This is a genomic window from Rathayibacter sp. Leaf299 (assembly GCF_001423055.1).
Taxonomy (GTDB): domain Bacteria; phylum Actinomycetota; class Actinomycetes; order Actinomycetales; family Microbacteriaceae; genus Rathayibacter; species Rathayibacter caricis.
The window spans coordinates 53,176-66,124 of the sequence record NZ_LMNT01000001.1; the positions used below are offsets into that span (position 1 = coordinate 53,176).

A 12,949-nucleotide genomic window follows, 5' to 3' on the forward strand; every position below is an offset into this window, starting at 1 on the left:
CGTCGGACGCGAGTTCATGTCGTCTCAGCAGGATGCTCGGAGGGAGATACCGAGTCCGACGGGGTTCGGGACTCTTCTCGGGAGCTGATCACTCTCGGCTGCACACCCTGGGTGAGGTGAGTGCGAGCGGTGTCTTCGGAGGCGATCGTCCAGGCGAGCCTCGTCTGCACCCGAGCGCCGCCTCACGCCGATGATTCGCGCGGCACCAGCCGCACCGGCATCCGACGGACGCCCGGCGTCGCTCCGCCGCGGATCGCATGCGACAGCTCCTCCGCTGCGGCGCGCCCCAGCGTCTCGAGCTGCATGTCGATGCTCGACAGCGGCGGCCGTGCCGCCTCGACGAGCAGGTCCCAGTTGTCGAATCCCACGACCGCGACGTCCCGCGGCACCCGTCGCCCGCTCTCGCGCAGGTGGTCCAGCGCCCCGCGCGCGATCTGGTCGCTTGCGCAGATGATCGCGTCGAGGTCCGGGTGCGCGTTCACGAGCTCCTCCGCGCACTGCCGTCCCCAGCTCTCGGACCACTGGCCGTAGAGCACGTCGCCGCCGACGAGCGTCAGACCCGCCTCCGTCAGCGCCTGCTGCACGCCGGCCGCGCGGTCGCGGGCGGCCGCGTAGCTGGGTTCGCCGTTGATGAGGGCGATGCGGCGACGGCCGCGGTCGAGCAGGTGTCCCGCGGCGAGGACGCCGGCCTGCGCGTTGTCGGGCGTGAAGGACGAGTCGGCGGGATCCTCCGAGGGGGCGTAGGCGTAGACCACCGGCACGGGGATCGTGCTCGTGATCGACGGGCGCGAGTTCGTGGTGCGACCCAGGATCACGATGCCGTCGACGCGCTTGGCGAGCAGGTTCTTGATGTGGTGCTGCTCGCGGATGGAGTCGCCACGGGCGTCGCAGAGCAGGACCGAGGTGGAGCCGGCGCCGAAGGCGTCCTCGGCGCCGAGGAGGACCGGCAGCACGAAGCGGTTGTCGAGGTCGCTGGTGAGCATGCCGATGGTGCCGGTGCGCGACGAGTTCAGGGCCTTCGCGAACGGGTTCGGCGTGAACGACAGCGAGGCGGCGGCGTCGAGGACGCGCTGGCGGGTCTCGGCGCGCACCTGGTCGCGGTTGTTCAGGGCCTTCGACGCCGTGGCGACCGAGACGCCGGCGACGCGGGCGACGTCGGTCAGGGTGATCGAGCCTGTGGGCTTGCGCGGGGTCACGGCGTCCTCCGATCGGCGGCGCGGATGAGCGCTCCGCCCGATCCTCGCACGAGTGCGCGAAAAACCGAAAAGGCCGAAACGTAACGCGCTCTTGACGCCCGCCAACGGCGTGCGTAGGTTCATCCCGCAGAAAGTAGTTTCGGTAACGCCGCGAAGGCGGACCGGAACCGACCCGTCAACGACGAAGGGAACATCCGTGAGGACGAGGAAGTACGCACGGGGCCTCAGCGCCGCCGTCGCGCTGGGAGCGGCGGCGGCCGCACTGACCGGCTGCGCAGGAGGATCCGGAGACGGCTCCAGCTCGGCCGCGGGAGGAACCTACACGTTCTGGGACCCGTACCCCCAGTTCGACGAGAGCAGCGACTGGGCGAAGCTCATCGACGCCTGCGGTACGGAGGCGGGGGTGACCGTCGAGCGCACCGGCTACGACACCACCGACCTGACCAACAAGGCGCTGCTCGCAGGGCAGCAGGGCAACTCGCCCGACATCCTGCTCGTCGACAACCCCGTCGTCTCGACGCTGGCCGAGTCGGGGATCCTGACCACCACCGCCGAGAACGGGCTCGAGACCGGCGACATCGACGCGAACATCCTCGCGGCGGGGCAGACCGGCGGCGACACGTTCGGTGTGCCGATCGGGGCCAACACCCTCGCGCTCTACTACAACAAGACCGTCCTGGCGACGGCGGGCGTCGACATCGCCTCCGTCACCGACTGGGCGAGCCTGACCGACGCGCTCGCGAAGGTCACCGCCTCGGGCGGCAAGGGCATCACGTTCTCGGGCATCGGCACGGAGGAGGGGAGCTTCCAGTTCCTCCCGTGGTTCTGGGGATCGGGCGCCGAGCTCACCGAGCTCGACTCGCCCGAGGCCGTCCAGGCCGTCTCGCTCTGGACCGACTGGGTCGAGAAGGGCTACGCGCCCAACTCCGTCATCGGCAACACGCAGACCACCAGCTGGCAGGAGTTCGAGACCGGCGAGTACGCGTTCGGCGAGAACGGCACCTGGCAGCTGGCCAACGCGAAGGCCTCCGGCATCGACTACGGGATCCTCACGATCCCCGCGATCGACGGCGGATCCGCTCCGGCGCCGACCGGCGGCGAGTTCCTCACCCTCCCGGTGCAGAGCGACGAGTCGCGCTACGAGACCACCGCGGCGATCGCCGAGTGCCTGACGTCGACCGACAACCTCGTCACGACCGACGACACGCTCTCGTACATCGCGCCGACCGCTGCCGCCCAGGAGGCGCAGGTCGCTGGGAACGCCGACCTCGAGCCGTGGGTCGAGGCGGTGCAGTCCGCCAAGGGCCGCACCTCGGACGATCTCGGCACGAAGTACCCGCAGATCTCGGAGCAGCTCTGGACGGCCGTGCAGAACGCGCTGAGCGGCTCGCAGTCGCCCGAGGACGCACTGAAGGCCGCGCAGGCCGCGGCCGAGTCCGCCACGAAGTAGCCGGATGAGCCGGGTCGGTGCCGCGCGCACCGACCCGGCCGTCAGAGGGAAGAGACCATGACCACCACCACCGAGACCGCCCGGCTGCTGCAGCGCGCAGGCGAGCGGAGGGACGCCGCCCCGGCGGTCGTCGCTCCGCCCCGGCGCCGCACGCGCCTCGAGGGCAGCCAGCTGATCGCCTGGGCGTTCCTCGCTCCGCTGGTCGTCTACCTGCTCGTCTTCTACGCGTTCCCGCTCTACCGCAATCTCGAGCTGAGCCTGAAGGACTACACGGTCCGCTCGTTCGTGCAGGGGGATGCGGCGTTCATCTGGTTCGACAACTACATCCAGGTGTTCCAGGACGCGACCTTCGGGCCGGCGCTCCTGCACACGGCCGTCTTCACGGTCGTGTCGATCGCGTTCCAGTTCTCGATCGGGCTCGCGCTGGCGGTCTTCTTCTACCGGACCTTCCCGCTCTCCTCGACGCTGCGGGCGCTGTTCCTGGTGCCGTGGCTCCTGCCGCTGATCGTGTCGGCGTCGACCTGGTCGTGGATGCTGAACAGCGAATCCGGGATCGTCAACGCGTTCCTGCAGACGTTCGGCATCGGGCAGATCAACTGGCTCACGTCGCCGTCGACCTCGCTGATCGCGGTGCTGATCGCCAACATCTGGATCGGCATCCCGTTCAACCTCGTGATCCTCTACTCCGGTCTGCAGAACATCTCGCAGGACCTCTACGAGGCGGCCTCGCTCGACGGCGCGACCGGCGCCCAGCAGTTCTGGCGCATCACGCTGCCGCTGCTGCGACCGGTCTCGGCGATCACGATCCTGCTCGGCCTCGTCTACACGCTGAAGGTGTTCGACATCATCTGGATCATGACGAAGGGCGGCCCGGCCGACTCGTCGACCACGCTCGCGACCTGGACCTACCAGCTCGGCTTCGGCTCGATGCTGCCCGACTTCGGACCCGCGGCGGCGGTCGGCAACCTGCTGATCCTCCTGGCCCTCGCGTTCGGCGTCGTCTACATCCGGGCGCAGCGGAAGCAGGCGCAGTCGTGACCGCGCGCAGGCCCTGGTGGCTGACCGCGATCGGCATCGCGCTCACCGCGATCATGCTGTTCCCCGTCTACTGGATGGTGAACGTCTCGCTCACTCCGACCGGTTCGATGCGCAAGGATCCGCCGGACTGGTTCCCGCTCTCGCCCACCTTCACCGGCTACGACGCGGTGCTGCGCGAGCAGCTGCCGTTCCTGGGCACCAGCCTGATCGTGGGGATCGGGACGGTCCTGCTCACCGTCGTCATCGCCGCTCCGGCCGCGTACTCGCTGGCGAAGCTGCGGCCGCGCGGAGGCAACGGGGTCTCGTTCGTGCTGCTGATCGCGCAGATGATCCCGGCGATCATCATGGCGATGGGCTTCTACGCCATCTACCTCAACCTCGGGCTCCTCAACTCGGTAGCCGGGCTGATCGTCGCCGACTCCACCATCGCGGTGCCGTTCGGCGTGCTGATCTTCACCGCGTTCATGTCCGGGATCCCCGACGAGCTGACGCAGGCGGCGCGGATGGACGGCGCGAGCGCCTGGCGCACCTTCACGTCCGTGATCATGCCGATCAGCCGCAACTCCGTCGTCACGGTCTCGCTCTTCGCGTTCCTCTGGGCGTGGTCCGACTTCGTCTTCGCGTCGACGCTCGACAGCGGAGGCGACCTGCAGCCGATCACGCTCGGCATCTACCGCTACATCGGCAACAACAACCAGGAGTGGAACTCGATCATGGCGACCGCCGTCGTCGCCTCCCTCCCGGCCGCCGTGCTCCTCGTCGTCGCCCAGCGCTACGTCTCCGCAGGAGTCACCGCCGGCGCCGTCAAGGACTGACCGTTCCACCTAGGAGAACTCCGTGACCACGACGTCCCCCGCGACCACCACCGCCCTCGGCGGACCGGTCGCACCCGGCTCCGGTCGGCTGCGCCCGCTCGGGCAGCACGAGATCCGCCTGACCGGCGGTTTCTGGAAGCAGTACCAGGACCTCGGCGCGCAGGCCGTGATCGGCCACTGCCTCTCGTGGATCGAGCGCGTGGGCTGGGCCGGCAACTTCGACCGCGCGGCCGACGGCACGATCTCGGACGCCTCCGGGAACCGCCACGCGGGCATCGAGTTCGTCGACTCGGAGGTCTACAAGCTGCTCGAGGCGATGGCCTGGGAGCTGGGCCGCTCGGACGACGCGGCGCTCGCCTCCTCCTACGTCGCCCTCGTCGCCCGGGTCGCCGCGGCGCAGGAGGAGGACGGCTACCTGCACACGAGCTTCGGCCGCGAGGGCCAGCCCGCCCGGTACTCGAACCTGGAGTGGGGGCACGAGCTGTACTCGTTCGGGCACCTGATCCAGGCGGCCGTCGCGCGGCTGCGAACGGGGCACGACGACCTGCTGCCCGCGGTGGCGCGGCGGCTGGCCGAGCACGTCTGGCGGGAGTTCGGAACCGGCGGGCGCGTCGCGGTCTGCGGGCACCCCGAGATCGAGCCGGCGCTCGCCGAGTTCGCCCGCGCCACGGGCGACGGACGCTGGCTCGAGCTCGCCCGCCTCTTCGTGGAGCGCCGCGGCACGGGCACCCTCGGCGCCGTGCAGTTCGGGCCGGAGTACTTCCAGGACGACGTCCCCGTCCGCGAGGCGGACGTGCTGCGCGGCCACGCGGTCCGCGCGCTGTACCTCGCCTCCGGAGCCCTCGACGTGGCGGTCGAGACCGGCGACGCCGAGCTCGAGGACGCCGTGCGGCGCCAGTGGTCGAGCACCGTCGCGCGGCGCACGTACATCACCGGCGGCATGGGCTCGCACCATCAGGACGAGGCGTTCGGAGCCGACTACGAGCTGCCCTCGGACCGCGCCTACGCCGAGACCTGCGCGGCCATCGCCTCCGACATGCTCAGCTGGCGGCTGCTGCTGCGCTCGGGCGACACCGCCTACGCGGACCTGATCGAGCGGACCCTGCTGAACGCGGTGCTGCCGGCGACGCGTGCCGACGGCCGCGCCTTCTTCTACACGAACACCCTGCAGCAGCGGGTCGACGGAGTGGAGCCCGACGAGTCCGTCGAGACCGACCGGGCGCAGTCGAGCCTGCGGGCGCCCTGGTTCTGGGTGTCCTGCTGCCCGACGAACACGGCGCGGACGCTCGCGAGCGTCGAGCTGGGCTTCGCGACCGCCGACGACGACGGCGTGCAGCTGCACCAGTACGGCGCGTACCGGATCGAGACCGACGGCATCGCCCTGCAGGTCGAGACCGAGTACCCCGCCGAGGGAGAGATCGCGGTGCGCATCGAGCAGGACGCGGAGTTCTCGCTCACCCTGCGCATCCCCCCGTGGGCGCGCGGCTCGGCGCTGCTCGACGGTTCTCCGGTCGAGGAGTCGCGCGACACCGTGACCGTGCGGCGCGCCTTCCGCGCCGGCGAGGTCGTGCGGCTGTCGCTCCCGATGACCGCGCGATTCGTGACGCCCCACCCGCGCATCGACGCCGTTCGCGGGCAGGTCGCGCTCGAGCGCGGACCCTTCGTGCTGGCGGTCGAGTCGATCGACCTGCCCGACGGGCTCGACACGGAGCACATCGCGATCGACCGCTCGGTGGAGCCGGTGCCGACGCCCGGAGGTGGCGCGCGCGCGGCGATCGCGGCGGTCAGCACGCAAGAGGAGGAGTGGGCGTACGGGGCTGCGGCCGCCTCCGTCGAGCGGCGCGTCGGCGTCGAGTTCCGGCCGTACTACACGTGGGCGAACCGCGGGCCGTCGACGATGCGCATCTGGACTCCCGCGCTCTGAGGGCGTAGGACTGTCGTGCCCGTCGGGGCGCGGATCTTCGGGTGATCCGCGCCCCGGCGGGTTCTCCTTCGGGTGGTCTGGTTTATTTCAGTCATTGGCTTTTGTTCTCTGTACAGTGAAGAAATGCAAATCCACGAAGAAAGAGCCCGCGAGGCGTTGGCTCGGGCGTTGCCCGCCTCGGTCGCGGCAGTGGAGACGCGGGACGAGGACTCGGTCGTGACGCTCCGGACGGGACGGTCGATCCCCGTCATTCCGCGCTGGGCGGGCGCGGGCTACCCGCGTGACGTCGAGCGGGCGCTCCGGGATCGGCCGACCGATCGCGAACTCGTGCTCGTCGCCGAGTCCTTCTCTCCCGGTGCGATCGAGATGCTCGCCGAGCAGCGGGTGGGATGGGTCGGGCTCGACGGCTCCATGCTGATCGAGCTGGGCGGGGCCGTCTACATCGAGCGGCGTCCGGATCCCGTCGAGCACCGAGCGAGCGGATCCGGAGGGATCCGCTGGACGGCCTCCGCCGCCGACGTCGCCGAGACCCTCCTCTCGAGCCTCGTTCCCGCGGGCCCGGAAGGATCGCTCCGTCCGGTTCCGCTCGTGCACGAACTCGCCGCCCGATCGGGGCGTTCTCTCGGCGCCGTCTCCAGGGCGCTCCGTGACTTCGAGGCCGAGGGCTGGATCGTGGAGAGCGGTGAGGACGCGGCGCGCTCGCGGGGACGCCGCCCCGCGCGCACGGTCGAGGATCCGGGAGCGCTGCTCGACGGGTGGGCAGGTTTCGCGCGGTCGTCCTCGGAGGATCGGCGCTTCCACGTGCTCGACCGCGACCCCGAGAGGATCGCATCCCGTCTCGCCGGACTCTTCGGACGCGACATGGTCTTCGGAGGCCTGATCGCGGCGGACCGCATCGCGCCGTACTCGACCGGGATCTCGGTCGCGCGGTGCCACATCGAGGGAGACGAGGATGCGAGGGTCTTCGACCGGCTCGTGTCGGAGGCGGGCCTGACGCCGACGACCGCAGGGGCACGGGTCGTGGTGTCGACATCGCGACGGCCGGTCTTCGACGCAGCGACCGAGAGCGACGGCCTCCGGATCACCGGTCCGATCCGCGCCTACGTCGACCTCCTCATGGACAGCGTCCGCGGTGAGGAGCCCGCCGAGCACCTCCGACGCGTCGCGATCGGCTTCTGAGCCGATGTCGTCGAGCAGGAGGAGCCGACGGGCTCGCGACCTCGCCGAGGAAGCGCTGATGCGCCTCCTCGACGCGGCAGGAGAGCACTGGAAGGACCTCGTCGTCGTCGGCGGATTGGTTCCCGATCTGATCGTCGACACCGACGAGGTGCATCAGGGGACGAACGACGTCGATCTGGTGCTCGACCTCGGCGTCGTCTACGACAGGGACGAGCTCGACTTCGGTTGGCTCGAGGCGGCGCTCACCGAGGGCGGGTTCGTTCCGCGCGATCCGCGTGGTGACTGGAACTGGGTCACCGACGTCGAAGGCGAAGCGGTCGTCCTCCAGCTCCTCGTCGACGTCGACGACTCCCTGCAGCTGCCGATCGTGCTTCCGGGGGCACCCCGGGTCAACGCGATGAACATCCAAGGCCCCCGCCCTGCACTGGCTTCGGCGCAGATCGTGACGATCGCGGGTCGAGCGGCGCGGGTCGCCACTCTCGGCTCCTACTTGGCAGCCAAGGCCGCGGCGATCGTCGGACGGGACGAGCCCAAGGATCTGTACGACTTCGCCTTCGTTCTCATCCAGTCCGAGCGTGCCGAGCCCGGACGCGCCGCCCAGGCTGTCCGGGAGGTGGTCGAGCATGACCGACTGCTGCTCGTCCTCACGGCATGCGCCTCGTTCTCCTCGCGTGACGCGGACGGGTCGGCGGCCTACGCACAGCTCGCTTCAGCCGCCGGCGTGAAGGACGAGCCGGAGGCGCTGGCCCTCGATGCCTCGTCGGCCGTCGCCCTGTTCAGGGAAGGGCTGGGCCGTCCCGCCGAGCGCTGAGCGGGCGGCGCCCGCCTACTGCGAGAGCTGCAGGTCGAGGCGGTCGAGGAGGGTCTCGAGGGAGATCTCGAACTCCTCCGTGCTGCGGTCCTCGCTGAGCAGGGTGCGCAGGCGCCGGACCTCGGGCGCGGAGTCGAGGGACACGTTGCCGTCGCGCTGCGGGATGTCGGCGTCCCCCTCGTCGAGCGGGAGGTCCGTCGGGGACGTCTCGGCGCCCAGGACGGCGGACTGCAGGAGCAACTGGCCGAGCAGGAAGCTGCTGAAGGACCGGTAGGCGCCGACGGCCTGCTCGTCGGTGAAGCCGTTGGCCGTCAGGGTCGTGAGGAACGTGTTGACGACCTCGATGCTCCGCAGCGGCGGGCGCAGCCACGGAGCGGCCGGGTGCCGGGTCGCGACCAGGGGGAACGCCTTCGGGTGGTCGATCGCGATGCGCCGCACCGCGTGGGCGGCGGTCTGCAGGAACTCCTGCCAGTGCTGGGCGTCCGCGTCGGCGAGAGTCGCGGTGAGGTCCTTCATCAGGACGGCGATGACGCCCTCGAGGAGGTCCTCCTTGCCGTGCACGTAGCGGTAGAGCGACATGGCCTCGACGCCGAGCTCCTGCGCCAGCGACCGCATCGAGAGGGCCTCGGCTCCCGACCGGTCGATGTGGGAGAGGGCCGTGTCGATGATCAGGTCGCGGCTGAGCCGCGGCGCGGAGGAGCCGGACTTGCCTGTTCGTTCGCGGTCGGTCACGGAAGACACCTCTCTGCGGCGCTCGTCCCGGCCCGGCTACCAGGTGCGGGGTGAACACGCAAGCTCCTCCACCCTACTGATGCTTACACCGTAAGGTTCACCAGTGGCTTACACCGTAAGTCCGTTCCCAGCGGAGTGACTGCAGGGGCTCGCTCTGCGGCCGGTCCTGTCTCTCCGGAGGAATCGGAGAGCGCTCCGGCACGGACGCGCCTCCGGTCCGCTCGTCCATCCGTCACCGCTATCCGGGCCAGTGCCCGGCGAAAGAGAGTGCATCATGATCGACAGCAGCACCGTCACCGACCTGATCGGCGCCGATGTCCACGGCACCGACGACGCGAAGATCGGCACCGTCGGCCAGGTCTACGTCGACAACGACAGCCAGCAGCCCACCTGGGTCACCATCCGCACCGGCCTCTTCGGCTCCTCGGAGTCGTTCGCGCCGCTGAGCGACGCGTCGTTCGACGGCGGAGTGGTCCGCGTCGCCTACGAGAAGTCGTTCGTGAAGGACGCCCCGCGCATCGAGGACGACGGCGCCCTGACCGCCGACGACGAGCAGGCCCTCTACTCCTACTACGGAGTCGGCGGCACCCGCACCGAGAGCCCCCTCTACGACCAGGACGCCGACAACGGTTCGACCACCGACTTCGTGACCGACGGTCACGACGCGACGGACCGCGGCACGACCGGCCGCGGCACCGAGGGCCACGACACCTCCGGCCCCACGACCGACGACGCCATGACGCGCTCCGAGGAGCGCCTGCACGTGGGCACCGAGACGGTCGAGGCCGGCCGCGCCCGCCTGCGCAAGCACATCGTCACCGAGCAGGTCACCCGCACCGTCCCGGTCAGCCACGACGAGGTCACCCTCACGCGCGAGCCGATCACCGAGGCCAACGCCGGCGACGCCCTCGCGGGCCCCGACCTCAGCGAGGAGGAGCACGAGGTGATCCTCACCGAGGAGCGCGTCGTCACCGCCAAGGAGACCGTCCCCGTCGAGCGCGTCAGCCTCGGCACCGAGACCGTCACCGAGCAGCAGCGCGTGGACGAGGAGGTCTCCCACGAGGAGATCGAGCTCGTCGACCCGACCACGACGCGCACCACGACCACCGACGAGACCGGCACCCGCTAGTCGCGCACCGGTGCGGCCGACCCGATCGGCCGCACCGTCCCTTCCCCGCCCCCTCCCCGCCCGAAAGGCTCCCCATGGACTTCCCCGCCGCACTGCAGAACGGCCTGGCCGCGGTCATCGCGTTCGTCCCGCTCGCGCTGCTCTTCCTGCTCATCCTCATCGTCGGCCTCATCGTCGCCAAGCTCATCGAGAAGGGCCTCTCGCGCCTGCTGACCAAGGTCGGCTTCGACCGCGCCGTCGAGCGCGGCGGCATCAAGAAGGCGCTCGCGAACTCGAAGCTCGACGCCTCCGACATCGTGTCGAAGATCATCTACTACACGCTCGTGCTGTTCGTGCTCCAGTTCGCGTTCGGTGTCTTCGGCCCGAACCCGGTCAGCGATCTGCTCCAGGGCATCATCGGCTTCCTGCCCAAGATCATCGTCGCGATCATCATCATCGTGATCGCCGCCGCGATCGCCGCGGGCGCCAAGGGGCTCATCCAGAACACCCTGGGCGGACTGTCCTACGGCAAGCTCCTCGGCAACATCGTCGCGATCTTCATCCTGTTCCTCGGAGCCACCGCGGCCCTGAACCAGATCGAGGTCGCCACGACCGTCACCACGCCGATCCTCATCGCCGTGCTCGCGATCATCGCCGGCGTCATCATCGTCGGTGCCGGCGGCGGCCTCATCAAGCCGATGCAGCAGCGCTGGGAGGCGATCCTCACCAAGGTTGAGGCCGAGGCGCCGAAGATCCAGCAGGAGGCGAAGAACGCCCCGTCCGTGACGGAGCAGGCCTCGCGCGCGGCCGAGGCCGCGAAGCAGCAGACCGGTCAGAAGACCAGCGCGCGCCGCGCGGTCTGACCCGAGCAGCACTCCTCCGGCCGGTCCCGCTCCTCGGAGTGGGGCCGGCCGTTCCCTTCTTCCCCGGCGCTCCCGTCGCCGGCCCGCTCCTCGCATCGCATCGGAGAGACCATGCATCCCTGTTTCCGGCTCCTCGCATGAGCGCGTCGCCCGAGACCCCTCCGTCCGTCGTTCTGCACGAGGAGCGACTCGTCGTCTCGACGGGGCGGTTCGCCACCGAGCGCGTCCGGCTCGAGCGCGTCGTCGTCACCGAGCAGCGGACGATCACCGTCGACGTCCGCCGCGAGGAGATCCGGCTCGTGCGGGAGCCGCTGCCCGGCGACGATCCGCTGCCGGGTGACGGAGCCGCCGCGTCTGTCGAGCCGGTCGTCGTGATCCTGCACGAGGAGCGGATCGGGATCACCAGGACCGTCGTGCCGGTCGAGCGGGTGACGCTCCGGGTGGCCTCGGTCGCGGGCGAGCGGGACGTGACCGCGGAGCTGCGGCGCGAGGTGGTGGACGTGGACCGGACGGACATCTGAGGGGTCGGTCCTCGGCGGACGCGGGTCTCGATACGCCCCTGCGGGGCTGCTCGACCAGCAAGGGGTTCGGGAGGTGCTGCGGGGTGGGGCGGCGCGCTCTGCTGATCGAGTAGCCCGCGGAGCGGGCGTATCGGGATCCGCCGACGCCGAGCGCGGCGCGCATGGGACCCTGATCCGACACGACGGAGGGGGCGCACCGTGGGCGCGATGGACGACCTGATCGGCCCGGAGATCGTCGAGCGGCTGGCCGCGTCGATCCGGGCGGTGGGTCCGGAGGAGCTGCCGGCGCTCGCCGCGGTGAGCGACTCGCTGGACGGCCTCCGGCTCCGGCAGCGCGTGGACCTCGTGCGCGACGCGCTGCTGAGCGACCTGCCCGCAGGGTTCCCGGCCGTCGAGAGCCTCGTCCTCGACCTCGTCGAGCAGCCGCTCCTCGAGGGCTGGATGATCTGGCCGGTCACCGAGCTCGTCACCGTCCGCGCTCTCGAGAGCGGATCCGCCAAGCACTTCGACGCGGCGCTCGCACTGCTCGCCCGGCTCACCGTCGGCCTGACCGGCGAGTTCGCGATCCGCGACCTGCTGATCGCGCGTCCGGAGCGGGCGCTCGCCGTGATGCTGACCTGGACGGATCACGAGAACGAGCACGTGCGGCGGCTCGCCACCGAGGGCTCGCGCGCCTTCCTGCCCTGGGCGAAGCGCGTGCCGTGGCTGCTCGCGAACCCGCGCGCGACGCGGGGGGTCCTCGACGCCTCCTATCGGGACGAGTCCGAGTACGTGCGCCGCTCGACGGCCAACCACCTCAACGACCTCAGTCGCGTCGATCCGGAGATCGTGATCGAGACGGCTGCGGGCTGGTCGGCGGACCCGGACGCGAACACGCCGCGGGTGGTGCGCCACGCACTCAGGACCCTGCTGAAGAAGAGCCATCCGGAAGCGCTCGTCCTCGCCGGCTTCGACGGCGGACTGCTGCGGGTCGGCCGCCCGAGTCTCTCCGTCGACGCGGTGCCCTGGGGCGGCTCCGTCCAGATCTCCGCCGAGATCGTCAACGAGGGCGGGACGGAGGCGACGGTCGTCATCGACTACTCGATCGGCTTCCAACGGGCCGACGGCTCCGTCCGACCCAAGACCTTCCGGCTCGCGACCCGGCGCCTCGCCGCGGGCGAGAGGACGACCGTGACCCGGACGCACTCGTTCCGCGAGATCACGACCCGGCGGCACTACCCGGGTGCCCACTCCGTCACCGTGCAGGCGAACGGGGTGGTGTCGACGCCGGTCGACTTCGTGCTCGAGAGCTGACGGCTCGGCGCCGCCCTAC

At 70.5% G+C, this 12,949-nt stretch carries 12 protein-coding genes; 10 read left to right on the plus strand and 2 right to left on the minus strand.

Translation table 11 applies throughout. The features are described 5' to 3' along the window. Window positions 1–182: 182 nt before the first annotated feature. Entirely contained in the window at window positions 183–1,196 is a 1,014-nt protein-coding gene (locus tag ASF48_RS00260; RefSeq protein ID WP_055784606.1) for a LacI family DNA-binding transcriptional regulator, read from the minus strand. A gap of 196 nt (window positions 1,197–1,392) precedes the next feature. On the opposite strand from ASF48_RS00260, the gene ASF48_RS00265 reads away from it, so the two are divergent. From ASF48_RS00265 to ASF48_RS00290, 6 genes are all read left to right on the plus strand, one after another. Further along, window positions 1,393–2,646: a sugar ABC transporter substrate-binding protein gene (locus tag ASF48_RS00265; RefSeq protein ID WP_055784609.1), complete on the plus strand. Its 1,254-nt coding sequence runs from the start codon at window positions 1,393–1,395 to the stop codon at window positions 2,644–2,646. A gap of 57 nt (window positions 2,647–2,703) precedes the next feature. Further along, window positions 2,704–3,684 carry a carbohydrate ABC transporter permease gene (locus ASF48_RS00270; protein WP_055784612.1) on the plus strand — a complete coding sequence of 327 codons (981 nt, stop codon included), beginning with the start codon at window positions 2,704–2,706 and terminating at the stop codon, window positions 3,682–3,684. Continuing rightward, complete coding sequence (locus ASF48_RS00275; RefSeq protein ID WP_157602994.1) at window positions 3,681–4,499, plus strand: carbohydrate ABC transporter permease; 819 nt, start codon at window positions 3,681–3,683, stop codon at window positions 4,497–4,499. The genes ASF48_RS00270 and ASF48_RS00275 overlap by 4 nt, the downstream gene beginning before the upstream one ends. A gap of 22 nt (window positions 4,500–4,521) precedes the next feature. Beyond that, window positions 4,522–6,423: a glycoside hydrolase family 127 protein gene (locus tag ASF48_RS00280; RefSeq protein WP_055784615.1), complete on the plus strand. Its 1,902-nt coding sequence runs from the start codon at window positions 4,522–4,524 to the stop codon at window positions 6,421–6,423. Window positions 6,424–6,639: 216 nt separating this feature from the next. Continuing rightward, a complete protein-coding gene (locus tag ASF48_RS00285) occupies window positions 6,640–7,602 on the plus strand; it encodes a hypothetical protein (protein ID WP_157602995.1) in 963 nt (320 codons plus the stop codon). Between the two features lie 58 nt (window positions 7,603–7,660). Beyond that, window positions 7,661–8,413: a hypothetical protein gene (locus ASF48_RS00290; RefSeq protein WP_055784621.1), complete on the plus strand. Its 753-nt coding sequence runs from the start codon at window positions 7,661–7,663 to the stop codon at window positions 8,411–8,413. Between the two features lie 15 nt (window positions 8,414–8,428). Here the strand turns inward: ASF48_RS00290 and ASF48_RS00295 are convergent, their stop codons facing one another. Next, window positions 8,429–9,145, minus strand: a complete 717-nt coding sequence (locus ASF48_RS00295; RefSeq protein WP_157602996.1) for a TetR/AcrR family transcriptional regulator C-terminal domain-containing protein — start codon at window positions 9,143–9,145, stop codon at window positions 8,429–8,431. 274 nt (window positions 9,146–9,419) lie between these two features. Here ASF48_RS00295 and ASF48_RS00300 point away from each other — a divergent pair, with 274 nt between their 5' ends. From ASF48_RS00300 to ASF48_RS00315, 4 genes are all read left to right on the plus strand, one after another. Further along, window positions 9,420–10,274, plus strand: coding sequence for a PRC and DUF2382 domain-containing protein (locus ASF48_RS00300; RefSeq protein WP_055784627.1), 855 nt, complete (start codon window positions 9,420–9,422; stop codon window positions 10,272–10,274). Between the two features lie 74 nt (window positions 10,275–10,348). Beyond that, entirely contained in the window at window positions 10,349–11,116 is a 768-nt protein-coding gene (locus ASF48_RS00305) for a mechanosensitive ion channel family protein (RefSeq protein WP_055784630.1), read from the plus strand. Window positions 11,117–11,253: 137 nt separating this feature from the next. Next, on the plus strand, window positions 11,254–11,637 hold the full coding sequence (locus ASF48_RS00310; protein ID WP_055784633.1) for a YsnF/AvaK domain-containing protein: 384 nt from the start codon (window positions 11,254–11,256) through the stop codon (window positions 11,635–11,637). Between the two features lie 207 nt (window positions 11,638–11,844). Next, on the plus strand, window positions 11,845–12,930 hold the full coding sequence (locus tag ASF48_RS00315; RefSeq protein WP_157602997.1) for a DNA alkylation repair protein: 1,086 nt from the start codon (window positions 11,845–11,847) through the stop codon (window positions 12,928–12,930). The last annotated feature ends 19 nt before the right edge of the window (window positions 12,931–12,949 follow it).

What these genes read in the sequence shown, in the direction of transcription:
- ASF48_RS00270 (WP_055784612.1), top strand. Translation starts at nt 2,704, where the DNA reads ATGACCACCACCACCGAGACCGCCCGGCTGCTGCAGCGCGCAGGCGAG.
- ASF48_RS00290 (WP_055784621.1), top strand. Translation starts at nt 7,661, where the DNA reads ATGCGCCTCCTCGACGCGGCAGGAGAGCACTGGAAGGACCTCGTCGTC.
- ASF48_RS00300 (WP_055784627.1), top strand. Translation starts at nt 9,420, where the DNA reads ATGATCGACAGCAGCACCGTCACCGACCTGATCGGCGCCGATGTCCAC.
- ASF48_RS00305 (WP_055784630.1), top strand. Translation starts at nt 10,349, where the DNA reads ATGGACTTCCCCGCCGCACTGCAGAACGGCCTGGCCGCGGTCATCGCG.
- ASF48_RS00310 (WP_055784633.1), top strand. Translation starts at nt 11,254, where the DNA reads ATGAGCGCGTCGCCCGAGACCCCTCCGTCCGTCGTTCTGCACGAGGAG.
- ASF48_RS00315 (WP_157602997.1), top strand. Translation starts at nt 11,845, where the DNA reads ATGGACGACCTGATCGGCCCGGAGATCGTCGAGCGGCTGGCCGCGTCG.